This window comes from Brevibacterium sp. UCMA 11754 (genome assembly GCF_021532275.1).
GTDB lineage: Bacteria > Actinomycetota > Actinomycetes > Actinomycetales > Brevibacteriaceae > Brevibacterium.
The window spans coordinates 432,464-456,960 of sequence record NZ_JACBOT010000021.1 but is presented as its reverse complement, the minus strand read 5'-3'; the positions used below and the strand labels follow the sequence as shown (position 1 = coordinate 456,960).

At 63.4% G+C, this 24,497-nt stretch carries 23 protein-coding genes; 8 read left to right on the top strand and 15 right to left on the bottom strand.

Annotated features, from left to right (window positions below; all coding sequences use genetic code 11):
* Window positions 1-8: 8 nt before the first annotated feature.
* Both HX613_RS11070 and HX613_RS11065 read right to left on the bottom strand, forming a co-directional pair.
* Window positions 9-779: a type 1 glutamine amidotransferase gene (locus HX613_RS11070; protein WP_235343915.1), complete on the bottom strand. Its 771-nt coding sequence runs from the start codon at window positions 777-779 to the stop codon at window positions 9-11.
* A gap of 225 nt (window positions 780-1,004) precedes the next feature.
* Window positions 1,005-1,454: a DUF2871 domain-containing protein gene (locus tag HX613_RS11065; protein WP_235343914.1), complete on the bottom strand. Its 450-nt coding sequence runs from the start codon at window positions 1,452-1,454 to the stop codon at window positions 1,005-1,007.
* Between the two features lie 145 nt (window positions 1,455-1,599).
* Here HX613_RS11065 and HX613_RS11060 point away from each other — a divergent pair, with 145 nt between their 5' ends.
* Window positions 1,600-2,085 (top strand): hypothetical protein, encoded by a 486-nt coding sequence (locus tag HX613_RS11060; RefSeq protein ID WP_235345373.1) that lies wholly within the window; start codon window positions 1,600-1,602, stop codon window positions 2,083-2,085.
* 67 nt (window positions 2,086-2,152) lie between these two features.
* On the opposite strand, the gene HX613_RS11055 is transcribed toward HX613_RS11060, so the two are convergent.
* Window positions 2,153-3,628, bottom strand: coding sequence for an 8-oxoguanine deaminase (locus HX613_RS11055; RefSeq protein ID WP_268826756.1), 1,476 nt, complete (start codon window positions 3,626-3,628; stop codon window positions 2,153-2,155).
* A 471-nt stretch (window positions 3,629-4,099) separates the two neighbouring features.
* Between HX613_RS11055 and HX613_RS11050 the strand changes: the two genes are divergently transcribed.
* Complete coding sequence (locus HX613_RS11050; RefSeq protein WP_235345372.1) at window positions 4,100-5,695, top strand: nucleobase:cation symporter-2 family protein; 1,596 nt, start codon at window positions 4,100-4,102, stop codon at window positions 5,693-5,695.
* Window positions 5,696-5,812: 117 nt separating this feature from the next.
* Here the strand turns inward: HX613_RS11050 and HX613_RS22670 are convergent, their stop codons facing one another.
* The 3 genes from HX613_RS22670 to HX613_RS11035 form a co-directional block, all read right to left on the bottom strand.
* On the bottom strand, window positions 5,813-7,936 hold the full coding sequence (locus HX613_RS22670) for an HNH endonuclease signature motif containing protein (RefSeq protein WP_235345371.1): 2,124 nt from the start codon (window positions 7,934-7,936) through the stop codon (window positions 5,813-5,815).
* 235 nt (window positions 7,937-8,171) lie between these two features.
* On the bottom strand, window positions 8,172-8,849 hold the full coding sequence (locus HX613_RS11040; protein WP_235345370.1) for an HAD family hydrolase: 678 nt from the start codon (window positions 8,847-8,849) through the stop codon (window positions 8,172-8,174).
* A 164-nt stretch (window positions 8,850-9,013) separates the two neighbouring features.
* Window positions 9,014-9,763: a M50 family metallopeptidase gene (locus tag HX613_RS11035; RefSeq protein ID WP_235345369.1), complete on the bottom strand. Its 750-nt coding sequence runs from the start codon at window positions 9,761-9,763 to the stop codon at window positions 9,014-9,016.
* A 241-nt stretch (window positions 9,764-10,004) separates the two neighbouring features.
* Between HX613_RS11035 and HX613_RS11030 the strand changes: the two genes are divergently transcribed.
* Window positions 10,005-10,685 carry a LysE family translocator gene (locus HX613_RS11030; RefSeq protein WP_235345368.1) on the top strand — a complete coding sequence of 227 codons (681 nt, stop codon included), beginning with the start codon at window positions 10,005-10,007 and terminating at the stop codon, window positions 10,683-10,685.
* Window positions 10,686-10,742: 57 nt separating this feature from the next.
* On the opposite strand, the gene HX613_RS11025 is transcribed toward HX613_RS11030, so the two are convergent.
* From HX613_RS11025 to HX613_RS10995, 7 genes are all read right to left on the bottom strand, one after another.
* On the bottom strand, window positions 10,743-11,756 hold the full coding sequence (locus HX613_RS11025; RefSeq protein ID WP_235345367.1) for a sugar phosphate isomerase/epimerase family protein: 1,014 nt from the start codon (window positions 11,754-11,756) through the stop codon (window positions 10,743-10,745).
* The gene (locus tag HX613_RS11020; protein ID WP_235345366.1) at window positions 11,753-12,733 is read right to left on the bottom strand and encodes a sugar phosphate isomerase/epimerase family protein; all 981 of its coding nucleotides are present in this window, start codon (window positions 12,731-12,733) and stop codon (window positions 11,753-11,755) included. The genes HX613_RS11025 and HX613_RS11020 overlap by 4 nt, the downstream gene beginning before the upstream one ends.
* 71 nt (window positions 12,734-12,804) lie before the next feature.
* Window positions 12,805-14,016, bottom strand: a complete 1,212-nt coding sequence (locus HX613_RS11015; protein ID WP_235345365.1) for a substrate-binding domain-containing protein — start codon at window positions 14,014-14,016, stop codon at window positions 12,805-12,807.
* 16 nt (window positions 14,017-14,032) lie between these two features.
* Window positions 14,033-15,154: an ABC transporter permease gene (locus HX613_RS11010; protein ID WP_235345364.1), complete on the bottom strand. Its 1,122-nt coding sequence runs from the start codon at window positions 15,152-15,154 to the stop codon at window positions 14,033-14,035.
* Complete coding sequence (locus HX613_RS11005) at window positions 15,151-16,278, bottom strand: ABC transporter permease (protein ID WP_235345363.1); 1,128 nt, start codon at window positions 16,276-16,278, stop codon at window positions 15,151-15,153. The genes HX613_RS11010 and HX613_RS11005 overlap by 4 nt, the downstream gene beginning before the upstream one ends.
* Window positions 16,275-17,777, bottom strand: a complete 1,503-nt coding sequence (locus HX613_RS11000) for a sugar ABC transporter ATP-binding protein (protein WP_235345362.1) — start codon at window positions 17,775-17,777, stop codon at window positions 16,275-16,277. The genes HX613_RS11005 and HX613_RS11000 overlap by 4 nt, the downstream gene beginning before the upstream one ends.
* Window positions 17,774-18,874 carry a Gfo/Idh/MocA family protein gene (locus tag HX613_RS10995; RefSeq protein WP_235345361.1) on the bottom strand — a complete coding sequence of 367 codons (1,101 nt, stop codon included), beginning with the start codon at window positions 18,872-18,874 and terminating at the stop codon, window positions 17,774-17,776. Before HX613_RS10995 ends, HX613_RS11000 begins: the two co-directional genes overlap by 4 nt.
* 109 nt (window positions 18,875-18,983) lie before the next feature.
* Here HX613_RS10995 and HX613_RS10990 point away from each other — a divergent pair, with 109 nt between their 5' ends.
* From HX613_RS10990 to HX613_RS10975, 4 genes are all read left to right on the top strand, one after another.
* Complete coding sequence (locus HX613_RS10990; protein ID WP_235345360.1) at window positions 18,984-20,171, top strand: ROK family transcriptional regulator; 1,188 nt, start codon at window positions 18,984-18,986, stop codon at window positions 20,169-20,171.
* A 187-nt stretch (window positions 20,172-20,358) separates the two neighbouring features.
* Window positions 20,359-21,198, top strand: coding sequence for a PhzF family phenazine biosynthesis protein (locus tag HX613_RS10985; RefSeq protein WP_235345359.1), 840 nt, complete (start codon window positions 20,359-20,361; stop codon window positions 21,196-21,198).
* Window positions 21,195-22,298, top strand: a complete 1,104-nt coding sequence (locus tag HX613_RS10980) for a methyltransferase family protein (protein WP_235345358.1) — start codon at window positions 21,195-21,197, stop codon at window positions 22,296-22,298. The genes HX613_RS10985 and HX613_RS10980 overlap by 4 nt, the downstream gene beginning before the upstream one ends.
* Before the next feature lie 32 nt (window positions 22,299-22,330).
* Complete coding sequence (locus HX613_RS10975) at window positions 22,331-22,762, top strand: YdeI/OmpD-associated family protein (protein ID WP_235345357.1); 432 nt, start codon at window positions 22,331-22,333, stop codon at window positions 22,760-22,762.
* A gap of 113 nt (window positions 22,763-22,875) precedes the next feature.
* Here HX613_RS10975 and HX613_RS10970 read toward each other — a convergent pair whose 3' ends face one another.
* Entirely contained in the window at window positions 22,876-23,244 is a 369-nt protein-coding gene (locus tag HX613_RS10970) for a VOC family protein (protein WP_235345356.1), read from the bottom strand.
* A 73-nt stretch (window positions 23,245-23,317) separates the two neighbouring features.
* Between HX613_RS10970 and HX613_RS10965 the strand changes: the two genes are divergently transcribed.
* Window positions 23,318-23,791 carry a MarR family winged helix-turn-helix transcriptional regulator gene (locus HX613_RS10965; protein WP_235345355.1) on the top strand — a complete coding sequence of 158 codons (474 nt, stop codon included), beginning with the start codon at window positions 23,318-23,320 and terminating at the stop codon, window positions 23,789-23,791.
* A 20-nt stretch (window positions 23,792-23,811) separates the two neighbouring features.
* Here HX613_RS10965 and HX613_RS10960 read toward each other — a convergent pair whose 3' ends face one another.
* On the bottom strand, window positions 23,812-24,279 hold the full coding sequence (locus tag HX613_RS10960; RefSeq protein WP_235345354.1) for a VanZ family protein: 468 nt from the start codon (window positions 24,277-24,279) through the stop codon (window positions 23,812-23,814).
* Window positions 24,280-24,497 lie beyond the last annotated feature (218 nt).

Here is a 24,497-nt window from a genome sequence, read left to right as displayed (position 1 = left end):
TCCACAATTCACGGCCGTCCCCGCAGGAAGTGAACGAAGCTGTGTGCAAGTGCCTGATTGATCCGGATCAGATCGGCGTCCGCCTCGGCTGCCTCCGTCGTGATGGACTCATTGGTTTTGCCCTCGGGCAGCCGTAACGGGTCCGAGCTCAGCCACTGCTGAACCTGCGCGGCGTCGGATTCGGGATGGAACTGTGTCCCCCACGCGAATTCCCCGACCCGGTAACCCTGGATCGGAGCATCGGACCCGGTGACCAGGAGTTCACCGCCGTCTGGCAGCTCCATCTCCTCCTGGTGGAAGAGGACCGCCGGAAATGTCTCCCCTGCAATGGCGCAGAACACTGGATCCTCCTCCCCCGCCGAGGTGGTGTGCAGATCGTAGATCCCGATCTGCGGGTGTTCCCGGCGGATGATCTTCGCCGAGGTGGCCGCGGCCAGGAGCTCCCCGCCGAGGCAGATGTTGAAGCTCGGGAACTCCCCCGCCGCCGATCGCTGCAACAGGTCCCTGACCTGGGGCAGCCATGGATTGACGGCGTCCTCGAGCGGCCCGGCAGACCCGCCGAGGACGAGAAGAGCGGCATAGCTGTCAATATCAGCGGAGCCAGCACGCTCAGCAGAGCCGACAAGCTCAGCGGAGCCGTCGAGAGCGGAAGGAATCTCATCGCCGAGGTAGGGACGAACGACAACCACCTCAGCGCCAGCTTCGGTCAGCCACTCGCCGAACCTCTTCGGACCTGTGCCGCACTCATGTTCGATGACCAGGATTCTCACTGCGCTCATGCCGACCATTGTCACCGATGCGAACCGGCGCCGTCGACAAGGTCTCTGATGCGACACTGCGTTGAGGCCGACAGAACAGTGAGGCCCACAACGTGACAGATAGGCAGACGAAGCAGGGTCCGTGCTCAACGATGACGTCGTTGAGCACGGACCCCGGCACCACCTCGGCGGCGGTGTTTGAGTGATTATTCCGAATTGAGATCTGAGCTGCGATCCGAGCGGTGGTCAGCCGTCGATCGACCGAGCTGTGGACGTGGTGACGGCCTTGTCGGCGACGATGGCTTTGCGCAGTGACAGGAAGAGCAGAACCATGCCGACGGAGAGCGCGATGTGTCCGAGTCCGGCGATGCCGGCGATCATGGCGCTGGACTCCTGGCCGAGGACGGTGAGCATGCCGTGCCAGACCATGGTGCCTGTGGTGAGGATGATGCCAGCGTTGTAGGTCCAGAAGAACCAGGAGAACAGCTTGGTGCCTGACAGGCCGAAGACCTTGTCGAGGACGAGGACGATGAGCAGGACGATGAAGCCGAGCGTGAGCAGGTGGGTGTGGACGAGGCTGAGCTGGGTGAAGCCTCCTTCTGGGAAATCGTTGGCCTTGGTGAACTCCCGGTAGAACAGGCCGGAGAGGACGCCGATGATCATGTATGCGAATGCCGCGTTGAATATCTTCTTCATGCTTCTACTTCATCAAGATCCGGCATTCGAATCCTGACCCAGAGGATTGAACTCTTCTCCCAACTTTTGATTGATGTTCCTCCTCACACCCTCAAACTTCCCCACTTCGCAGGAAATCCGGCCCAGTCACGGTTAGCCTGAAAGCATGTCCATGGAGAATCTGTTCGCAAAGATCGACCGCATCGCGGGTGGCAGCAAAGCAGGACTCATCGTTCCTGCCGAAGGGCTCGCCCACCCGAAGACGAAGCGCGCGTTCGCGTGGATCACAGGACTGCTCGCCTTCGAGCTGGTCCTCGGCGTCGGTGCCGTCGTCTTCGCTGTCATCATCGCCCGCGCGGGCGAACCCGTGCCGTTCGCAGTCTGGATGCGTACCGTCGTCGTTCTCGGAATGACCGCCACCCTGTTCTACTTCTTCTGGCGCTCGACGAAGGGCTACTACTGGGGCTACCAGCGACTGCGCCTCTTCGCCCAGATCTTCCCGGTGATCACCCTCGTCATGGCGGCCATCCCCGGCCTCTATCCGGTCTGGATGATCACTGAGCAGATCGTCTTCAGCCTCATCATGATCGGTGTCGGTGATTTCCTCACCAGCGATCATATGCGCGAGGTGTTCCGCAAGCCCGAGAGCTGAGGTTGTGGGTGGGCTGGGCACGTGGGCTGGGGGCGGGCTGGGCTGAGAGCGGCCCGTGGGCTGGGTCTCAGCCGGCCACGAGCTTGCGAGCCTCCTCCTGGTGGGCCGCGATGAGCGCTTCCTTATCCAGCTGTACCCCGTTGCTGCCGACCGCGTTGCCGTCGAGTACTCGCCATTGACCGGCGACCATGACTCTGTCCGCCTTCTCCGCTCCGCAGAGGACGAGGGCAGGAATCGGATCGTGTGAGCCGGAGAAGGCGAGACCGTCGAGGCGGAACATCGCCAGATCCGCCTGCTTGCCGACCTTGATGCGTCCGATGTCTTCACGCCCCAGGGCCGCCGCGGATCCGCGAGTGGCCCAGTCGAGCACACGAGCGCAGGTGACGTCAACCGAGCCGTAGCGCAGGCGCTGGATGTAGAGTGCCTGTCGGACTTCACGGATGAGGTTCGAGGCATCGTTCGATGCCGATCCGTCGACACCGAGACCAACGTTGACGCCGGCGTCTTCGAGCTCGACAGCCCGAGCGATGCCCGAGGCCAGGCGCATGTTCGACGTCGGGCAGTGCGCCACGGAGGCACCTGCCTCGCCGAGGCGGGTGATCTCATCCGTATCGAAGTGGACTCCGTGGGCCAGCCACGATCGGTCACTCAGCCACCCCACGGACTCGAGATAGTCGACGGTGCGCAGCCCGAATCGTTCCCGGCAGAACTCCTCCTCGTCGAGGGTCTCTGCAAGGTGGGTGTGGAGTCGGACGTCGAGCTCTTCGGCGAGTATCGCACTGTCGCGCATGAGTTCGGTGGTCACGGAGAAGGGCGAGCAGGGAGCGAATCCGATCTGCACCTGCGCCCCGGCGCCTCGTTCGTGATAGGCCTCGACGAGGCGACGGGAGTCGGCGAGGATCACGTCGGCATCCTGGACGGTCTGCTGCGGCGGCAGCCCGCCGTCCTTTTCGCCCAGGGACATGGATCCGCGGGTGAGCATGGCGCGCATGCCGAGCTTCCGGGTCACCTCGACCTGGATATCGATCGCATCGCCCATGCCGGTGGGGAACAGGTAGTGGTGGTCGGCGGCTGTCGTGCACCCGGACTCGAGGAGTTCGGCCATGGCCACAGTAGTGGCCAGCTCAAGAGCCTTCGGCGTCAGCCGAGCCCACACGGGGTAGAGATTGGTCAGCCACCCGAAGAGTGGCAGGTCCGCTACGGGAGCCCACGCACGTGTCAGGGTCTGGTAGAAGTGATGATGGGTGTTGATGAGCCCCGGAGTGATGACGTGCGCGCTCGCATCGACCACCTCGGCGACGGACTGTGCCCCTCCGGTGGGCTCACCACCTGCAGGAACAAGTTCGACGATCAGCCCGGACTGCCTATGGACGACGATTCCGCCGGAAGCTTGCGCCGGATCGGTGTCGCGGCCGAGGTGGACGGCCATGGGATTGCGCAGCCACAGAGTGGAGCCATTCGCAGTGCCAGCCGTCGGGGTGCCGGCTGTTCGGGTGCTGGCTGCAGTCGTACTGGGTATTGGGGATTCGATTCCTGTGGTCATATCTGCCGCCTTTCAGTGCTGATTCGGCCGAATCATCACATCGACCGTTGTGCGGCGACACGACTGGGGGCGAATCGCCGCCAGCTCAGGTTTCTCGGCGTCTGCTGCTCCGCCGTCCGGTGGAGGTGTACGGGACGCAGGTCCGCGAGTGAGTTCTGCACTCGAGGTGATACCGCGCTCTGTCCCCTAGCTCCAGGCTCTACCGCCTAGCTCCAGGTGCTGCACCTCAGGTGGGACTTATTTGTCCTCCGAGGCATCCACCGGCAAGACTGCACTCTAGCATGTGCGGCAGATCACGAAATGAGTTTGCCATCCTTTCACCATTCACCTAGCATTTTGCGATAAGGAAATATACTTTCACATCTTGGAAGTATTCAAACGGATCCCTCACATTCAGTCGACCACCCGAATCGCTTATCCAAGCGAGGGCCCCGAGGCTGTTACTCAGGGAAGAACTCAACGGAGAGATAGATGTCGACATCAAAGCAGGCACCCAAGAATTCCCGGGCCGAAGCGGCCCGTCCGGAGGATGAACGGCTTCCGGTCGGCACCTCATTTGCCTACGGTCTTCAGCACGTTCTGACCATGTACGGCGGCATCATCGCCGTCCCCCTCATCATCGGCAAGGCCGCCGGACTCGATGGTGCCGGAATCAGCGTGCTGATCGCATCATGCCTGTTCGTGGGCGGATTGGCCACGATTCTGCAGTCGTTCGGCGTTCCGTTCTTCGGCTCACAACTGCCGCTGGTGCAGGGAGTGTCATTTGCCGGCGTCGCCACCATGACCTCGATCCTCGCGGGAGGTGAAGGGCTTCCGGAGGTCTTCGGCGCTGTCCTGGTCGCCTCGGTGATCGGCCTCATCGTCGCTCCAGGTTTCGCGCTCATTGTGAAGTTCTTCCCACCCGTCGTCACCGGCACCGTCATCACGACGATCGGCTTGTCCCTCATGCCGGTGGCCGCTGGTTGGGCCATGGGCGGAAACGCAGAGGCACCCGATTACGGCAGCGGTCGCAATATCCTCATCGCTGTCGGTACCCTTGCCGTCGTCCTCATACTCAGCCGAATCCCCGTTGCCGCGATCTCCCGCCTATCCATCCTTTTGGCAATCGTGGTCGGAACTGTCATCTGCCTCATCTTCGGCTGGGCCGATTTCTCTCACGTGCTCGATCGGGGCGTGTTCGCGTTCCCCGAACCGTTTGCCTTCGGAATGCCGACCTTCTCTGCTGCGGCGATCATCTCGATGTTCATCGTCATCATCGTCACCTTCGCAGAGACCACTGCCGACATCATCGCGGTGGGCGAAATCGTCAAGACCAAGGTCGACTCCAAGCGGATCTCCAATGGCCTGCGCGCGGACATGCTGTCCTCGGCAGTGTCACCGATCTTCAACTCCTTCACCCAGTCCGCCTTCGCCCAGAACGTCGGACTTGTGGCGATCACCGGGGTGAAGTCTCGTTTCGTAGTTACCGCCGGCGGTGTCATTCTCGTCGTCCTCGGCCTGCTGCCTGTCATGGGAGGAGTCGTTGCCGCGATCCCCTCCCCCGTCCTCGGCGGCGCAGGCATCGTCCTCTTCGGCACCGTGGCTGCCTCGGGCATTCGCACCCTGTCGAAGGTCGAGTACGAGGGCAACCTCAACATGATCCTGGTGGCAGTGTCCTTGGCGTTCGGCATCATCCCGGTCGTCCAGCCCGACTTCTACAACTCCTTCCCCTCGTGGGTCGGAATCATCCTCCACTCGGGAATCTCCTCGGCCACTCTCATGGCCGTGCTGCTCAACCTGGTCTTCAACCACATCGGCGTGAAGAACAAGGACCGCACCGAACGTTCGGTGTTTGTCGCAGGCACCGGCCGAGTCATCCGCAGGGACGAGCTCGAGCGACTCATCAATCATGAGGCGCTGCTCGCCGAGGGCGACACAGTCAAGGATGGGAAGATCGTCGACTGCAACGGCGAAGAAGTTCCTGTCGTCTCGGAGCAGCAGCACGAAAAGGTTGTGGAGGCGATCAAGAAGGGCGAAGCGCAGACTCAAGACGATATACGTCGAGTGATCAGAGAGACCGAAGACTGACGCTCTCTGGCTGAACAGGCAGTTCCGTCCGGAGATTCCGCCTAGACACTCAGTTCCAGCCGTCGGTGGTGGTGCATACGCGCCCACCTCCGACGGCTTTCTACTGGAATCGGAAGTTCAGAATGGCGGTGGACCACCGGCGTCCCAGATCCATTCGTCTTCCTTCGCGCGGTCGTTGAGCATTGAGTTGTTCTTCACCCACCCGGCCTGACCGTCGGCAGCGGGTGGCCCCGGACATTCTTGAGATATTCGCTTGTCGCCATGCCACGGCTCATCTGCCGCACGTGTTTTCGTCTTCGGTGGATCAGATGTGCGCGCAGCCTGTTGCTGCATCTCAAAGAACATCTTCGCGTGGGCGGCATTGATCGGATGGTCTCCAGCCGCCACCTCGGTTCTCATTCCGTGTCGAAAGACGTACTGCAGGAATCCGGTGCGGTTCATCCGAACTGAGTATTTGCGATCAGTTTTCGCCTGATGATGCAGTTTGCACAGCGGGTGGAGATTGCCGAATCGGGTATGCCCGCCTTCTGCCGGATGAGCATGGTCGAAGGGCACGATGTGGTCGATCTCTGTGGTCTCTGCCCTGCGTGTGCAACCGGGAATCGTGCATGCCTGCCATTTGGCAATCAAGGTCTGACGGACATTCTCGGGTATTTGGTAGGTCGTAGCCTTGGCATCGACCGGTGTGCCGCTGGCAGGGTCTGTGAGAATCCGCGTCCAGGACTTCGCATGTCTGGCGACTCGACGCGCCGTATCTGCTGGGATCGGAGAGCCGTCGGAGAACGTGCCAGGAAGTTCTGAGGAGCCAGCGAGTGTGAGGAAGGGGACTGTGGTGATCATCTTGGCCTGCGAGCCCAGCCACTGCTCGTGAGTGGGCATCGTGAGAACGACTTCCACTCTGTTCGCCTCTTCGTTGGCTTCCGAACTCGATCCGCTGACGGTGGCGGCGCTGGCGGTGGCGCTGGCGGCCCCAGCCTCGGCGATGCGTTCGTTCACATTGTTGATGACAGAAGCCGGGGTCAGCGGCTGCTCAGCGGGCACATCGAGAGGAATGTCATGTGTTGACGTCTCCCCCGTCGTCGTATCGGTCGCAGTGACCTGAATGCTGAGCTGCGGGATGGTTCGCGTGAGAATGTCGAACATGAGTGCGTCAATTCCCCGGTCATCGTCGATCTCGGTGCCCGGCGCCAACTGGTCACTGAAAGCCGCGATGCTCCCGGACCGTATCGCTCGTGCAAAGGCCCCTATACGCAGATAGCAGGCCTGCAGTTCGGGCGCTGGTCCAGCCAAGGTGAGGAACGCCGTTCCATCGGCGGTCGTCGTTATATCGACACGTCGGCGCTTGCTCGCCTCTTCCACACGCTCCTCGAGAGGTTCGACGACTGCGATCTTCATGCCCAAAGACTTCTTGAAGGTTTCGAGCGTGATGTCCGCGCGACGATCCGCAAGGTAGTCGTCGATGAGGGGAAGGTTCTCGAACTTGATGTCCCTGCAAGCATGAGCGGTGGCATGGACGTGTTCGATCGTGAACTCACCGGCGAGGCAGCGCGCAAAGAATTTGGGCAGCCCATGCAAGAGAATCATCGCCGAGGTTATCTGGGAATACGCCCGCGCGGTCGTCGTCCCCAGGACTGTTGTGAACTCCGCGATGTCTTCGGCCTGGGAGAGTTCGTGCACCCAGCCGTAGAAGGTCTGGTCCAGCCTGAATCGAGGAAAGGACGGGAGTTCCTTTTTGCCTCTATCGGGGTCCTTGCCCCTCTTGGGGGTCTTGGACTTCGCAGCTCCGGAAGAGCGGCGGTCACGCTGGAACCGGCGAACGGTTTCGGCGATCGTCGCGTGAGCATATGGCTGCCCAGGATGAGGATTGTAGAGGCGCAGATTCTCTACGGTTTCGTTGAAGAAGAGTTCAGCAGAGACGTCCAGTGCCGATAGCTGCGCCTGATCACTCGCGGCGAATACTTTCGCAGCGTCAGCAAAAGGTGAATCCGCATCAATGCGGAGGCGCCGAGAGAAATGTGTCGGTCCGCGGGCCGCTCCGCGAGCATCGGCACCTGTATCGGCGCCAGCGCCAGCGCCAGCGCCAGCATCAGCGGGAGAAGCCGGACCAGTCGCGTCGCCCGAAGCGGGCCCATTGGAGTTTGAAGTGGCATTGGGTTGAGGCTTCTCAGTGGAATGAGAGGTTCCATCGGAGTCACGGGCAGGTTCGGAACCGGTGCTGTCGGATTCGGAGGGGAACTTCACTGGTGGTCACCTGATCTTCACGTCGATGTGAGTGCCTACCTCAATTCTAGTCGTGATCGTCAGTGATTAACATCACAATTCGATAACAAGCGATAGGTTAGTTCGATCTTTATTCGATGATGAAGTCATAATGGACGTAATAGAGAGGCATTTTTCAACCACCACCTGCTCACCCTCAACCGGCCAACCACCTCACACCGCGGTCCGGGGAATCCCGCGCGCTTCTGAGCACATCTCAGCGCAAGAGCAGGCCCGGCAGCTGCTCCATCGCGGTGAAGATCTCATGGGCTCCCACGCGTTCGAGGGCCTCGGGTCTCTGATGGACTGGCGAGTCGGGGCAGAAGCCGAACACGTGTGCGCCAGCCGCAACGCCCGCTGTCACACCGGTCGGCGAATCCTCGATCACTGCTGTCTCCACAGGATCGACGCCGAGAGCGTCAGCGGCCGCCAGATACACGTCCGGCGCCGGCTTCGACTGAGGCAGCTCCATTCCGGAGAAGATCCGACCGTCGAAGACGTCGAAGAGCCCGATCTTCTGCAGCTGCAGGTTGATCTTGGGGCGGTCAGCGCTCGACGCGACCGCGAGCCGACCGGGGTAAGCCGCATCAAGGGCACGGACCGCCTCGGCGACTCCCGGTATTGCTTCCAATGAAGCTTCGAGAGCATCATTGCGACGTCCACGGAACACACTCAGCCACTCAGCGTCGATACGGAAACCGGAATGCTCCTCGATGACATCCACCTCGTCGCGGAGCATCTTCCCGACGAACCGGGACACACATTCCTCTCGCGAGATCTGCCATCCCAGCTCATTGAGCATTTCCCAGAGAACAGTGTTCGTGAGGCGCTCAGAATCGACGAGCACCCCGTCGCAGTCGAACAGCACAGCAGCATACTTCGGGCTCGGATTCATACTCCGATTCTGCCATCCGGTGCTGACTCGACTACCCCCGACCCCTCGACTACCCCCGACCCCTCGACTGCCCCCGGCCTTGGGCGCGGGCTGCTTCCAGCCCCGACCCGACTGCTGCCACCTCAGATCCGAACTGCCCCCATGCCCCCAGTGACCCTGCGTGATCAGCCGATAGCAATCGTGGACGCCGAGTACAGAATGTATGCGGAGGCGAGCGCGCAGAAGATGATGACCAGCGCGAACAGGCTCAGCCAGGCTGCCGCCGGCAGGCTCGAACCCTGGGCGAGGATGTAGGCATCCGACTGTTGGATGTGGCGCCTGCGGGTATGGACGCGGAATACCTTGACGAGGTCCTTGAGCGAGCCGATCACCAGGGCCGTTCCCAGGCCGGCGACGAACACGGCGAGCCATTCGATCGGCAGGAAGACGACGACGAGCTGCGCGGCCACGGCCGTGACCACTGCGATCATGGCGCCGGCGAGGTTCCGGATGAAGATGAGCGCAACCAGAAGGATGAGCGCACCGACCGACAGCGCCAGTGGCGCCCACCCCTGAGTCGCCGAGGTGATGAGGACCAGTCCGAGGACGCCGGGTGCCGGATATCCCCAGAAACCCGACCACGTCGCCGAGAATCCGACCTTGCCGAAGGAGTTCATCTGACCGGAGTGGTCGAAGTTCAGGGAGATTCCCTTGACGACCCGACCTGTCATCAATGCGGCGAAGGCGTGGCCGAGTTCGTGCACGAAGGTGACGAACATGCCGAAGAAGCGCCAGATTCCCGGCGTCAGCGTGACAACCAGAGGAATGCCAATGACGAGGAGCAGCTGTACGGCATCGGGTTCCAGCCCGTCCTGGCGCCCGAACCCGGACGTGATGGCCTCCCACCAGGTTGAGACTCCCTGCTTCAGGTCCATGCACGCACCTCCGTCGTCAATTGCTCGCTCATAGCGGCCCAGTCTATGAACCGACCCTGAGTGACATCCTCAGGGTCGGTTCCGAGAGTCCGTACGGGCCCGTCTTCCAGGTCGGTTCACAATGCGAAGCCGGCACCCCAGCAGGGCCAACCTGCGGACCCGCACAGGTCCTCGGGCATGTGATCGAACTCTCCGCGTCAGTCCCTTACCTGCGCCCTCGCCGCGACCATAGACTTCTTTTGTGCCGACCACCGACGCTCTTCTCTCCTTTCTCGCCGCAGCCCTCGTCATCATCGTGATTCCCGGGCCGACGGTGCTCTTCGTCGTCGGCCAATCACTCTCACACGGCAGACGCTCGGGCTTGACGAGCGTGCTCGGCGGCAGCGTCGGCATCATCCCGATCATCGTGGCCGTGGCCTTCGGGGTGGGCACCATCGTCGCCCAATCGGTCGTCATCTTCACGATCGTCAAGATCCTCGGCGCCGGCTACCTCGTCTACTTGGGCGTCCAGGGCATCCGACACCGCAAGGTCGGCAATGAGGTGCCCGAGGACCCATCATCGGCGCTGGAGGCTGAGAGCGAAGCGGATTCCTTCGTCCCAGCTGGTCGTGAAGTCACCTATCGCTCGATGTTCATGCAGGGCTTCATCGTCGGCATCTCGAACCCGAAGACCATCATCTTCTTCGTCGCGGCCCTCCCCCAGTTCGTCTCGATCGAGGCAGGGCATGTGCCGTTGCAGATGATCTTCCTCGGTCTCCTCTTCCAGGCGCTTGCCCTGTTCTCGGACGGGTCGTGGGCCTTCATCGCCGGTACCGCGCGCAGCTGGTTCGCTCGCTCGCCGAGGCGGATGTCGCGGATCCGTGGAATCGGCGGCGGCATGCTCATCGGCTTGGGCGGAACGCTGGCCTTCGCCAGCCAGTAGACAGACACCGCTGCGCCCATTGGTCCGGGTCGCTGCGCTCAGTCATCCGAGCAGCACCTACTGGTTCGAGAACGCGGCATCGAAGGACGCGTCGGGCTTCTTCCACAGCAGTTCACGGATGCGCACGACCGCCTCGGCGGCACCGTGGAGACGATCCATCCCGGCATCTTCCCATTCGATCGAGATCGGCCCGGTGTAGCCGATCGACCTCAGCGCTCGAAACGCATCCTCCCAGTGCATGTCCCCGTGCCCCGTCGACACGAAATCCCACCCTCGCCGAGGATCACCCCAGGGCAGATGGGAACCGAGGATGCCGCTTCGCCCGCTCGCAGGCCGAAGTCGTGTGTCTTTACAATCGACATGGTAGATGCGATCGGCGAAGTCGGTGATGAAGCCGATCGTGTCCAGGCCCTGCCACAGCAGGTGGCTCGGGTCCCAGTTGAGGCCGAAGGCTTCCCGGTGTTCGATGCACTCCAATGCCCGCACCGTCGTCCAGTAGTCGTAGGCGATCTCGGACGGATGAACCTCGTGAGCAAAGCGCACCCCCTCGCCGTCGAAGACGTCGAGGATCGGATTCCACCGAGTAGCGAAGTCCTCGTAGCCGGCATCGATGACCTCGGCAGGGACAGGTGGGAACATCGCCACATACGGCCAGATCTTCGATCCTGTGAACCCGACGACAGTGTCCACACCGAGCTTTCGCGCCACCCTGGCTGCCCGCTTCATATCTTCGGCGGCACGTCGGCGCACCCCTTCCGCATCGCCGTCGCCCCAGACATAGTCACGCACGATCGCCTGATGGCGGAAATCGATCGGATCATCGCACACGGCCTGGCCCGCCAGATGGTTCGAGATCGCCCACACTTTGAGACCGTACCTGTCCAGAACATCGAGGCGTGACTGCAGGTACGCAGGATTTTCGTCGGCCCTGGCGAGGTCCAGATGATCGCCGGAACACGCGATCTCCAGCCCGTCATAACCCCAGGACGCCGCCAGCCGAGCCACCTCCTCGAACGGCATATCGGCCCATTGGCCAGTGAATAGAGTGACTGGATGAGATGAATCGGTCATTGCTGCTCCCTTGCAGATATATTCGCTGCCCTGTCCGCCGGGGCCGTGTCCGCCGAGCCCCCGTCGGCCGAATTCCTGACCGCCGTCCCCGTGCCCGAAGCCCGCGAAAGCTGCAGTTCGGTGAGGAATTCGGCGCTGGATCTTGCCAGTTCGTCTTGGGTCTTTGCCAGGGGACGCCAGATGGACGCAGCCACGGCGATGGTGTCGTTGTCTGCGGTGAAGCTCTCCAGCGTCAGCGGTCCCGCGTAGGCGATGTCGTCGAGAGCATCGAAGAAAGAGTCCCAGTCGGTGTGGTCTCCGCCCACGGGCCCGCGATCGTTGCCGCATACCTGCACGACCCGACAATGATCCCCGGAGGCCCGGATCGCGGCTGCCGGGGAACGCTCCTCGATGTTGAGGTGATAGCTGTCCAGAGCCAGCCCGACTCCACGGTCCAGCAGGGGTTCGAGAGCATCGAGGGCCTGGCCGACGGTATTGATGATGCTCGTCTCGTACCGGTTGAGCGGCTCCACAGCCAGGGTCACGCTGCGTTCGGCAGCATAGTCGGCAACCGGGCGCAGTGCCTCCCGAAGCATCTCCACGACCTGGCTCCGCTCGCCCGCATCCATCCGCCACACTCGGCCGGTCGCGGCCGTGAACGGACCAGCCACGGTGGGCGACCCCACGGCGAGCGCGACATCCACACAGTGCCGGAGGTAGTCCTGGGTATCCGCACGATACAGCGGGTCGATGAGGTCACGACCGGGACCCATCGCCCCCACGATCCGCGCACCCATTTCGTACCCGGCAAGCACCTCGGCGGCGGAGTTCGGGTCCCATTCACCCGGGTTCTCCACGGGCAGTTCCAGCAGACCGAACCCGAATCGTCGGGCTCGGTCCGCCAGATCGCCGAGGTTCTCCGTCGTCAGCGGAGATGTCCACACCCAGGTGTTGATGCCGATCTCACGGGGTCCGATCACGTCCTCACTCCCGTTCATACACGCACGCCGAACATCCGCGCACGCCGTTCATCCGCCATCCGCACACGCCGATCATCCCCATTCCCCGATCAGGGGATGACTCGGTCCTGCCACACCTGCGGATATCCGGCCATGTCTTCGCCGCCGAACTTCGCATAGTGGCCATCGGGCATTCCCTCGTTCCGGTCAAGGTACTCATCGAGGTCCTCGGCCGTGATCGGGCTCTGGGGCAGCACCCATTCGGTAGGAACTTCCTCACCTTGGAAGATCTTCTCCGCGGCCAGCAGCGGGGTCCGCCACTGGAAGTTCGTGTACACGGGCGCCAGAGCAGTCATCTCAGTGTCCTTCCACTTCCGCAGGAAGCTCAGCTCGTCCTCACCGGTCATCACCGGGTAGTCCTTGCCAGCATCCTCGAATGCTTCGATCGCGGACACAGCACCGTCTCCCGCATCCATCCAGATGCCCTGGACGTCGCCCTTCGCGAGCTCATCGGAGACGACCTTCTTGATCTCGGCCGGGTCACCCTCGGTGAAGTAGTCGACGACCTCGATTCCGGCCTCACCGAAGAGCTTGTCCGCTGCCGCCCAGCGCTGTTCGAGCACGTCGACACCGGGCAGAATCCGCAGCGCCACGACCTTGTCGCCCTTCTCGAGGTTGTCGATGAGGAACTGCGAGGTGTCGATGCCCCAGGCGAATCCGCCGATCGGGTGGATGAACGTCACGGCGCAGTCCGTTTCGACACCGCGGTCGAAGACGATCACGGGCTTGTCTGTCTTGCAGGCGCGTTCGACGGCCGGTGTGATTGCGGCCGTCGAGTTGGGCGAGATGATGAAGCCATCGCAGTTGCCTTCGGCGATGAAGTAGTCGATGTCCGCAATCTGCGTATCATCATTGTCCTGAGCATCACGGGTCTCCATCTCAGTGATGACGCCGTCCTTCTTGAGCTCCTTGAGCTGCTCGTTCATCGTGATCCACCCGGTCTGGCGCCAGGGGTTGGAGATCGATGCATTCGCGAAGCACATCTTCTTCCCACCATCGGACTTGAACTCCGAGGTGTCGCCCATCTTCGGGTTGATCATCTGCAGGTAGGGCTTGTCCTCCGGGCCATCCGGTTCGACCTCACGCTGCTTGAACTGCTGGTCGTAGAGCTCCTGGTCGAACCATTCCTCGGCCGGTGCCTCCTCCTGCGCACCATCGCCTTCGTCCGCCGGCTCCACAGACGGGTCGGTCGTGCACCCCGCCAATGCGATGAGAGCCGCGGCACTGGCAATGCCGAGCGCGCTCCTCAATCCTCTTCTCATGATGTTCTCTCCCTTGTCATTTCCGTGCGGCTTCGTCGCCGCCGGTGAGTTGGATCGGCGAAGGTGCCCCCGCCGAGGTTGTGCTTGGGTCGGTCTGTTCATTCGTCGGGCTCGTGGTCGCCGAGGTGGCGGGTCGTCTGCGCTTCTTCGCGAAGACCACACCGGAGTATGCGACCGCAGCGATGATGATGGCTCCCTGGATCGCGTCGCGCATCGTTGCCGGCACCGAGGTGAAGTTGAGCAGGGTGAAGAGTGACTCGAGCGTGAAGGCTCCGATCAGTGCGCCGAGGACGGTTCCCCGTCCGCCGCCGAGGACCACGCCTCCCAGAACGACTGCCGTGATGGCGGTGAATTCGTAGCCCTGACCGACTGAGGGATGGACCCCGGCATAGCCGGCGAGGAGCACTCCTGCCACTGTCGCTGCGAGGGAGGACAGGACGAAGGCGAGAGTCTTCGTCCTCCACACGTTCGCTCCGGCGAAGACCACCGCCTCTGCGTTGTCGCCGATGGCGACCACGGTCCTGCCGAAGGGTCTCCGGGAGATCCACACGGCGAAGACGATGACTGCCACCAGAATCAGGACGGCATAGGGCAGGAGGCCCAGGATCGGGATCCCCTCGATCCCGCCCCGGCCGAGCTGCCGGAAGGATTCGGCGGGATTGCCCGTCGCCGCTCCGCCCGTCCACCACATGACTGCGCCGTGGATGACGAGCATCGTGCCGAGGGTGACGATGAACGAGGGGACTTTGAGCAGCGTCGTGGCCAGCCCGTTGACGATGCCGACGACGACGCCGATGACCAGCATGATGATGAGCACCGGCACCGTCTTCGAGTCGTCTTCGCCGATGAGATGGCCCGCGGTCATCACCTGCGCGGTGACCACTGCGCCCATCGACAGGTCGAATTCGCCGCTGACGATGACGAAGTACTGGCCGATGGCGACGATGACCACGGGCGAGACCCGCTGGATGAAGCGCATGAGCGCTCCCGGCTCTGCGAAGCTCGGGTTGAGGACGACAATGGCGATCAGGATGACGATGAGGAGGACGACCACGGCGCCCCGCGGATCCACAGCCCGTTCGATCAGTCGACGAAGTCCTCCATCGCCGAGGCGGGTCTCGGGAGTTCTCGGAATCATCCTCGGCTCCCTTCACGGTCGGTCTCAAGGTCGCGGTCGGTCTCGAAGTCACGGCCGGTCTCGGGGTCACGGTCACTCTCGGGGGCACGGTCAGTCTCGGGAGCACGCTCGGGCACAGCCGCGGTGGCGATGTTCGGTCCTGGTGGCGCATCGGCGAATCGGATTCTGCGGGCGATGACCCGGCGGCGAGCGTAGAGCGCCACGGCGATGATGATGACGAGTCCGCGGATGACGTCCTTGAGGAAGGGATTGAACTGCATGACGCTCATGAGATTGTCGAGGACTGCGAAGATCGCTACACCGCCGATGGTCCCCCAGATCGAACCGCGTCCGCCCATGAGAACTGTTCCGCCGAGGACCACCGCGGCGATCGAGAGCAGATCGTAACTGCCCTGTGAGCCGACGGTCGGGCTGCCGACACCCAAGCGACTCGCCAGCAGCAGACCCGCCAATCCTGCACAGACGGAACTGCCGATGTGAGCGCCGATCAGTGGCAGGCGCTGCCGGACGCCGGAGAGTCGGGCGACCTCCGAGTTGCCGCCGACGGCGAACAGGTGGTGGCCGAATCTGGTCCGGACCAGGAGGAATGCCACGAGGCTGGCCAGGGCGAGCATGACGATCGTCGAGATCGGCACCGGTCCGACGCCGGTGGCGCCGAAGAGCTGGAACGACCAGGGAACACTGCCTTCTGTGCCCTGGTAGTTCGTGTCCAGATACCCCTTGAGGATGAGACCGACTCCCAGAGTCGCAACAAAACCGTGGACTCCGAGGACGGTGACGATGAGACCATTGGCCAGACCGATGCAGGCCGTGACCACCAACGTCAGCAGCACCGCGGGGAGGACCATCGCATCGCTGCCGTTCATCGTCTGCGCTGCGACCAGACTGGCCAGGCTCATGACATAGGGAACGGAGAGGTCCAGGGATGCTCCGAGGATCACGAGCGTCTGTCCGATGGCGACGAATCCCAACACGCTCATCCCGGTGAGAATGTCACGGACATTGCCCGGGCTGAAGAAGTTGCGACCGGTCGTGGCCACAAGGACGGCACCGATGATGAGCACTCCGATGAGCGCGAGATAGACGAGTGCGGTGGTGTCGAGGCGACGCAGCTGGGCTCTCATCGGTCTCCCACCACTTGGGCCTCGGTGCCGGTGGCCAGGGCCAGGACCTCTTCCTCCGTCGAACTCGGCGGAAGCTCCCCGGCGATTCGGCCATCCGACATGACGAGAACCCGATCGGACATTCCCAGGACCTCGGGAAGTTCGCTGGAGACGAGGACGATCGCCACACCTCGGCGGGCGAGGCTGCGGATCAGCTTGTAGACCGCGACCTTCGCGCCGACGTCGATTCCTCGGGTCGGTTCGTCGAGCAGCACCACACGTGGGGAGGTGGCCAGCCATTTGGCCAGAACGACCTTCTGCTGGTTGCCTCCCGACAGTGCTCGGACCTCCTGGTCCGCATTGCGGCTGATGACCTCGAGAGATTCGAGGATCCCCGGAATCTCGGCGCGCATGCCGGATGTGCGGGAGGGGAAGACAGCGCGGATCGCCAGGAGCGCATTGTCGACAATGGATTGGGAGAGCACCAGACCTGTGCCCTTGCGGTCCTCCGTGACCAGAGCCAGACCCCGCCGGACGCCCTGTCGGGCGGAGGCGATGCGCACCGCCTCCCCGTCGAGGTGCAGCGTACCGCGGGTGAACGGCTCGGCGCCGAAGATCGCGGACAGCAGCTCCGACCGCCCCGAACCCTGCAGGCCCGCCAGCCCGAGGATCTCACCGGCGCGCAGGTCGAGGGCGATGCCGTCAAGCTGTTCATTGCCTCCGCCAGTCACCGAGAGCACGGTGTCACCGATCTCCGTTCCCGTCTCGGCCTCGGGGAAGAACGTGCTGATGGGCCTGCCGACCATGGCGCGCACGAGTCCCGCCTGATCCATCTGGGACGCCGGTTGACTGGTGACGAGAGCACCGTCCTTCATCACGGTGATCGTGTCGCAGAGGTCGAAGACCTCCTGCAGTCGGTGCGAGACGTAGATGATCGCCACGCCCTTGGATTTGAGAGTCTCGATGACCCGATAGAGGACGGCAACCTCATTGTCGGACAGCGCCGCGGTGGGTTCGTCCATGGAGATCACCCGGGCATCGACGGAGAGTGCTTTGATGATCTCGACGATCTGCTGTTCAGCCACGGTCAGCCAGCCGACCTTCGCATCGGGGGTGATTCCCTCCACGTCGAGTTCGTCGAGGAGGGCCTGGGTCTTCGACCGCATCGTGCGCACATCGACAAGGCCGCGTCTGCGGGGCTCTCGGCCCAAAAAGACGTTCTGCGCGACGGTGCGATCGGGCAGCAGATTGAACTCCTGAAAGACCGTGGCCACGCCTGCCCGGCCGGCATCGACGGGATGGGAGAAGTCGACGACCTGGCCATCGATGCGCACCTCGCCGCCGTCCCTGCGGTAGACACCGGCGATGATCTTCATCAGCGTGGACTTTCCGGCTCCGTTCTCCCCGACGAGGCCGTGGACCGTGCCGGCGCGCACCTCGAGCGCGATATCGTGCAGCACTTCGACTCCGAAGAACTGTTTGCTGATCCCCGTGGCGCGCAGCACCGGTGCATCGGTCATGGCTGTCCGACCTCGACCCACGTGCGCTCGGCTGCCGATTTGAGCACAGCCTCTGTCACGGATGCCGCGCGAACGCCGTCGGCCAAGGTCGGCACACCTTCACGCTCCTCACCGGCGAAGACAGCGTAGGAATCGGCGACGAACGCATTGAATGCATCCTGATAGCCCTGCGGATGTCCTGCCGGGACTCTGCACAGCCGGGCGGCATCGGCCGACAGGACCTCGGGGTCGCGCACCAAGAGCAGACTGCCGGCACGACGGCCCACCCACAGCTCTTCCGGCTGCTCTTGGGCGAATCGCAGACTTTCCTTGGATCCCGCGACCTCGATGACGAGGCCGTTCTTCCGTCCCGGCGCGAGCTGGGAGATGAGGACCGAGCCGATTCCACCGCCGCTCATCTCGACCGTCATCGCAACTGTGTCTTCCGTGGTCACCGTCGCTCCGCCTCGGCGGGGGTGGACGGTTCTCGTCGTTGCGACCAGGGACACGATGCGTTCGTCGGTGATGAACTCGATGAGATCGACGAGGTGGGAGCCGATATCCGCGAACGCGCGGGAGGGGCCTCCGGAGCCGGCATCGACACGCCAGTTGTCGTCATCGGCGCTGAGCATCCAATCCTGAAGATAGCTGGCATCGATGGTCAGCAGAGCCCCGGCGTCTCCTCGCCGGATTCGGGCGCGGGCCTCACGCACCATCGGGTGATAGCGGTAGACGAACGGAACGGTTCCGCCCAGTCCCAACGATGTCGCATGCTCGAGGATTGAGCGCGCGCTGGCCGCATCAACGGCCAGCGGCTTCTCGCAGATGATGTGGGAGCCCGAGTCGAGCGCTCGCCGTGAGTGTTCGGCGTGGGTGCTGTTCGGGGTGCAGACATGGACGACGTCGAGCTCGTGGTCGAAGAGATCGTCACCGGTCGCGGCTGCCCGGTAGCCGAGTTCAGCTGCAGCGCTGCGGCTGCCGGCTGCGCTCGAGCGTGCGATCACCTCGAGGTGAGCTCCGGCGGCGCGAGCGGCACGGGTATGCGTGCGGGCCATGAAGCCGCCACCGACCATCCCGATTCGAGGTGGAGGGGCGGAAGCCTGGGCGTCAGTGTCCATGAATCATTCTGATGCCAGCTTGCCTACTTCTGTCAAGTCTTTTTTAAAAGTAAGTTATCAATCGTCATCTTTGGGCAATGCGCTTTACCTAATGTGCTTTACTGAAGGGATGAGCCAGGTGACAGTTTCGCAAGCCCCTGACCTGTCGCATGCCGGCGGGCTCTTCCAGCTCCTGCGCGACGGTCAGCCGCGGACTCGGGCCGATCTGGCGAAGTCGACCGGCCTCTCACGTCCCACCATCGCGCAGAGAATCGACCAGCTTCTCGGCCTCGGGCTCATCACCCCCGTCAGCGACGCCGTGTCGACAGGCGGCCGGCCGAGCTCGCAGTTCGCCTTCAATCCTCGGGCCAGAGTGGTCGTCGCCGCGGACTTCGGCGCCTCACACGCTCGCCTGGCAGTGACGGATCTGACCGGCACCGTCCTCGCGGAACTCGGCGAGGAACGCGAGATCTCAGAGGGTCCCGTCAGCGCCATCGAGTGGCTGAGAACTTCGGCGCTGCGCCTGCTCGCCGAGGCTGATCGCAGTGCCGTGGATGTCGTCGGGGTGGGCATCGGCCTACCCGGTCCAGTCGAATTCTCCTCGGGTCGCCCGATCAATCCGCCGATCATGCCCGGCTGGGACCGGTTCGATCTGCCGGGTGCCCTCAAGGAGACGTTCTTTGCCCCGGTCCTCGTTGACAACGACGTCAACATCATGGCCCTCGGCGAGCAGACCTCGGCCTGGCCCGACACCACGGATCTCATCTTCGTCAAGGTCGCCACCGGAATCGGAGCCGGCATCATCTCCGGCGGCTCTCTGCGCCGCGGCTCGCACGGAGCCGCAGGCGACATCGGCCACGTCGCCCTGGCTCGCGCGGCCGACGTTCCGTGCGCCTGCGGCAATCGCGGGTGTCTGGAAGCGGTCGCCTCGGGGCGTGCGATTGCGCGCGAGCTCGCGCGGTCGGGGCTGGCGACGAGGACTCCGGCCGACGTGGTGGGGCTCGTCAAGGCCGGTGATCTGCAGGCGATACAGGCCGTCCGTCAGGCCGGCCGCGACCTCGGCGAGGTCCTCACCACATGCGTGAGCCTGATGAATCCCTCCCTCATGCTCATCGGCGGGACCATGGCGCAGGCGGCCGAACACCTCGTGGCCGGTGTTCGCGAAGTCGTCTATGCGCGCTCCATCCCTCTGTCGACCGAACACCTGACGATCGCCCCCTCTCGCGCAGCCGGAGATGCCGCCATACTGGGCGCGGCGCACCTGGCCATCGATGCGGCCCTGTCTCCCGACCGGATCGCTGCCGCCCTCAACCGGTGACGACGACTCGACACACGAGAACCACCTCAATTCAAATGGCAAGCCATCTTGCCACATACGGTGCCCACAGCGGTTCTGACACTCCGACGCAGCAGGTCCTGATCCCCCAGCTGGAGCTTCACCCCATTACCATGGGAAGTGCGCACCCCCAAGAAACAGCGCCCTTTCAATGAAGGAGTTCCCCCTCTTGCCTCATAATCGAGCATTCGCCCAGGTCGATGTCTTCTCCAGCGAGCCCTTTCGCGGCAACCCTGTGGCCGTGATCCTCGACGCAGAGGGGCTGGCCGACCAGGACATGGCTCGGATCGCGAATTGGACAAATCTTTCGGAGACCACATTCGTCCTCCCACCCAGCGACCCACGCGCTGACTACCGTCTGCGAATCTTCACACCGGCTCGCGAACTCCCCTTCGCCGGGCACCCCACACTCGGTTCGGCGGCCGCGTGGCTGGAGGCAGGGGGCGTCCCACGCAGCGAGGGGACCGTGGTCCAGGAGTGCGGTGCCGGACTCGTCAATCTTCGCCGAGGTGGCCAGACCCTGTCGTTCGCCGCTCCCGAGCCGATCCGCACCGGTGACCTCGACGAAGGCTTCGTCGAGCAGATCGCCTCCGCCCTCCACATCGACCGCGCAGAGATCCTCGGTCATCAGTGGGTCGACAACGGACCAGGCTGGGCCGCAGTGAGACTGACGAGTGCGCAGCAGGTCCTCGACCTCGAACCTGACTTCTCGCAGATTCCCGACGCCAAGCTCGGCGTCCTGGGTTCCCACCCGGATGAGAGCGAGCATGAGTTTGAGATCCGAGCGTTCGTCCCCGGCGCAGGCGTGGCCGAGGATCCCGTGACGGGCAGCCTCAATGCCTCAGTCGCGCAGTGGCTCATCGCTTCCGGCCTTGCGCCGGAGAAGTACACCGTCACGCAGGGCACCGCGCTCGGACGGGCCGGTGTCGTTTCGATCTCCCATGAAAACGATGAGGTCTGGGTCGGCGGATCCACGGCCGTGTGCTTCCGAGGGACGGCGTTCGCATGAGCCGATCGATGAAGATGCCGAGCAGGCACAAAAAGCCCACCACACAGAACAAGCCGGTGCGGATCTTCCACGGCCGAATGTACTTCGCCCTCCAGGCACTCGCCGGTGCCGCGTGGTGGCTCGGCACCATCACACTTCCAGCACTGCGTGAGGCGACGCTGGGCGGTCTCAGCCCGCTGCTCGTCGCCATCGTCGACGTCCCGCTGTTCGTCATCGGCTCTGCTCTGGCAGCACTCAACTTCCGCTGGGCCGTCTGGGTGGCCACTGCCTGGACAACCCTCGTCGCCCTCTGCATGGTCATCTATGCCACCGTCACCACCGAGGCGGGCCTGGGCGCCGTCCTCATGGTGGCCGCCGCAGTGGGCAGCATCCTCGCCGGGACACTCATGATCCTCGGTCGGATCCCGTCCGAACGCCTCGTCACCGGCCCGTTCGCCTTCCGCAGCTCTCACACACGCGTGAGGTCTCAGCTCCTGATCAGAACCACGATCCAGATCATGGTCTTCTGGGGCGTGTTCCTCATCGTCATTCCGGGGATCATCAATTCGTTCGAGGAACGCTGGAACCTGACCGTGAAGTTCCCTATCCTCGTGATCGTCGCCGGTTTCGCCCTCCTCGCCTTCGGCACCGTCCTCGGCGTGTGGTCTGCACGGGCGATCGCGAACTTCGGTTCCGGTACTCCCCTGCCCGCCGCGATGGCCCACCATTTCGTCAAGAGGGGACCTTACGCCTTCGTTCGCAATCCCATGGCCATCGCCGGCATCGTCCAGGGTGTGGCGATCGGGCTCTTCATCGGTTCATGGATGGTCATCGCCTACGCCATCGCCGGTTCGCTGCTGTGGAACTGGCTGATCCGCCCGCACGAGGAAGCCGACCTGCATCAGCGCTTCGGGGCCGAGTACGACGACTACGCGGCACGAGTCTCCTGCTGGATCCCGACGTTCTCACAGGCCGACGAGGACTATGACGATGAGGACGAGGCCGATGCGGATGCGGACCACTCCGAGGTCGAACATGACCACGCCGCGGACGAACCGGGCCGCGCCGCGGACATCAACGTCGACGCCGACGGGGCCCGCGCCGACCGCAACGACTACTAGAGCACGCGCCCGTCCGGGCGTAGGATTCGGCCATGGTCACCTTCACAGCGACTCTCCTGAAGCTGGGCAATAATGTCGGCATCGAGGTGCCCGAGCACATCGTGCTCGGCTTCGGAGTCGGAAAACGAGTCCCGGTCATCGTCACGATCTCCGAGTACTCCTATCCCTCCACGACCGCGGTGATGGGCGGAAAGTTCCTCCTCCCGTTGGCCAAGGAACATCGTGAGGCGGCGGGTGTGTCCGGCGGCGAGACCCACGAGGTCACGCTGACCCACGACACCTCGTCGCGCGAGACCCCCGTTCCCGATGACCTCGCCGAGGCGCTCGGCAGTGCCGGCGTCCGTGAGGTCTTCGATGGGCTGGCCCCTTCGAAGCGCAAGGAGCATGTGCGTCAGGTCGAATCGGCCAAGGCCGAGGCCACGCGGGAGCGCCGGATCGCGAAGATCGTCGATTACCTGGGGTAAGCGGGCAGCTGCTTCCCTGACCGGCACCTCGCCGAGGTGGTCGATCGTCGACGGTCGACCACCTCAGATTCCAACGGCTCAGCTCGTTTCGGCTTGGTTCGGCTCAACTCGCCTCACCCCGCGTCGTGCATGGTCACCGAGTAGCCATCGGGATCGACGAAGGTGAACGTCAGGCCGAAGGGACTCGGTGCCGGGGGGCGCAGGATCTCCACCCCTGATTCGACGAGGCGGTCGTGCAGAGCCTGGGCATCATCGCACTTGAACCACAGCGCCACCCCGATTCCGGGACGATCGACCGAGTCGAGATCAACGCCGGGCAATGGCTCACGCACGGCGAACGGAATCGGAGAGGTCGCGAAGACCACTGCTCCGGGCGGCCCCGCCGGCGCCCGCGTCAGGCCGATCGTCTCCTCGTAGAATTCGGCCGACTTCTCCAAGTCTCGCAGCTGCAGTGCGAGGAAATCCGGTCCTGTCACAGTCATGGTCGTTCCCATCTCTTGCTGCTGAAATGCATGTCAGTGTTCTGACATAAACAATGTATGTCAGAATACTTACATGAGTCAAGAGCCACAGCTACCAGATGCACTCGAATCCCTGATCGGATATCAGCTCAAGCACCTGCAGTCGGTGCTGCGCTCGCGCATGGACGAGGCGCTGCGGCCGCTGGGCATCTCAACTCCGCAGTACGCCTGCCTCGAGCTGCTGCGCCGGGCTCCGGGAGCATCGAACTCGGAGCTCGCCCGCGGGGCCTTCGTCACCCGGCAGACGATGAATACACTGCTGAAGGGCCTGCAGGACCGGGGTCTCGTGACGCGGGCGGCGAAAGCTGAAACCGGCAGGGCACTGCCGACGACCCTGACCGATGAGGGAGGGAGGGCCCTCGACCGGGCCGTCGAACGGGTTGAGAGGATCTCTGCACTCATGGTCTCCTCGCTCGACGAGGAACTCAAACGCCACCTCGGCGAGGCTCTCGATCTGTGTATCAACGCCCTCGAGAATGAGGACATGAAGGGCGCACCCGGGAGCTGAGGTCGCCGAGGTGAAGGTCCTCAACGCACGACGCGATCGACCTCGTCCGGTTCGTCTCGAGGAGGCAGCAGGACCATGAGGACCAGCGCGAGGACGGCACCGATCACGGCACCGAGCGTGTTCGTGATGAGGTCGCTGATCGTGCCGTAGCGAGTGGGCGAGAGCAGAGTCACCTGGGCCCCCTCGATCAGGCACGTGAAGGCCGCGCCCGCCGCCCCGCCGACCCACCAGTGCCGACGCCCCATCTGCAGTGCGAGCAGGAATCCGAACGGGACGAACATGGCGACATTCGCCAGCTTCTCGACGAGTGTATAGGTCAGCCATGACGTCACCTGATGATCGGCGAAGAATTGGAGCAGCCTCCCGATCGGACCCGCAGGGCTGACGTCGAGCTGGTAGGGGGTCAGCGTCATGAAGCCGATGAAGACGGTGTAGAAGATCAGCAGCACCAGGAGCATATCGCCCATCCGTCTCTGCCGACTCGCCATGCGGCTCAGACTACCGTCGATACCTGATGACAGCCCCCGGATTGCGGTAACCCGCAACCAGGGTCCCAGACAGTTCAGCCGACGAATCGGGCACTGAGTTCGTCGCCCCCTCGTCGCGGGCGACCAACCCGAGGACTGGCGTGAGCGGTTCCAGTGCTGGGACAGACTGCATCGCAGAAAAAGGGGCCGCCTCGCTGAATTATCAGCGAAACGGCCCC

Bases quoted from the DNA above. Each gene is read 5' to 3' on its own strand.
- HX613_RS11070 (WP_235343915.1), bottom strand. From the start codon at position 779: ATGAGCGCAGTGAGAATCCTGGTCATCGAACATGAGTGCGGCACAGGT.
- HX613_RS11065 (WP_235343914.1), bottom strand. From the start codon at position 1,454: ATGAAGAAGATATTCAACGCGGCATTCGCATACATGATCATCGGCGTC.
- HX613_RS11060 (WP_235345373.1), top strand. From the start codon at position 1,600: ATGTCCATGGAGAATCTGTTCGCAAAGATCGACCGCATCGCGGGTGGC.
- HX613_RS11055 (WP_268826756.1), bottom strand. From the start codon at position 3,628: ATGACCACAGGAATCGAATCCCCAATACCCAGTACGACTGCAGCCAGC.
- HX613_RS11050 (WP_235345372.1), top strand. From the start codon at position 4,100: ATGTCGACATCAAAGCAGGCACCCAAGAATTCCCGGGCCGAAGCGGCC.
- HX613_RS11040 (WP_235345370.1), bottom strand. From the start codon at position 8,849: ATGAATCCGAGCCCGAAGTATGCTGCTGTGCTGTTCGACTGCGACGGG.
- HX613_RS11035 (WP_235345369.1), bottom strand. From the start codon at position 9,763: ATGGACCTGAAGCAGGGAGTCTCAACCTGGTGGGAGGCCATCACGTCC.
- HX613_RS11025 (WP_235345367.1), bottom strand. From the start codon at position 11,756: ATGACCGATTCATCTCATCCAGTCACTCTATTCACTGGCCAATGGGCC.
- HX613_RS11020 (WP_235345366.1), bottom strand. From the start codon at position 12,733: ATGAACGGGAGTGAGGACGTGATCGGACCCCGTGAGATCGGCATCAAC.
- HX613_RS11015 (WP_235345365.1), bottom strand. From the start codon at position 14,016: ATGAGAAGAGGATTGAGGAGCGCGCTCGGCATTGCCAGTGCCGCGGCT.
- HX613_RS11010 (WP_235345364.1), bottom strand. From the start codon at position 15,154: ATGATTCCGAGAACTCCCGAGACCCGCCTCGGCGATGGAGGACTTCGT.
- HX613_RS11005 (WP_235345363.1), bottom strand. From the start codon at position 16,278: ATGAGAGCCCAGCTGCGTCGCCTCGACACCACCGCACTCGTCTATCTC.
- HX613_RS11000 (WP_235345362.1), bottom strand. From the start codon at position 17,777: ATGACCGATGCACCGGTGCTGCGCGCCACGGGGATCAGCAAACAGTTC.
- HX613_RS10995 (WP_235345361.1), bottom strand. From the start codon at position 18,874: ATGGACACTGACGCCCAGGCTTCCGCCCCTCCACCTCGAATCGGGATG.
- HX613_RS10990 (WP_235345360.1), top strand. From the start codon at position 18,984: ATGAGCCAGGTGACAGTTTCGCAAGCCCCTGACCTGTCGCATGCCGGC.
- HX613_RS10980 (WP_235345358.1), top strand. From the start codon at position 21,195: ATGAGCCGATCGATGAAGATGCCGAGCAGGCACAAAAAGCCCACCACA.
- HX613_RS10975 (WP_235345357.1), top strand. From the start codon at position 22,331: ATGGTCACCTTCACAGCGACTCTCCTGAAGCTGGGCAATAATGTCGGC.
- HX613_RS10970 (WP_235345356.1), bottom strand. From the start codon at position 23,244: ATGACTGTGACAGGACCGGATTTCCTCGCACTGCAGCTGCGAGACTTG.
- HX613_RS10965 (WP_235345355.1), top strand. From the start codon at position 23,318: ATGAGTCAAGAGCCACAGCTACCAGATGCACTCGAATCCCTGATCGGA.
- HX613_RS10960 (WP_235345354.1), bottom strand. From the start codon at position 24,279: ATGGCGAGTCGGCAGAGACGGATGGGCGATATGCTCCTGGTGCTGCTG.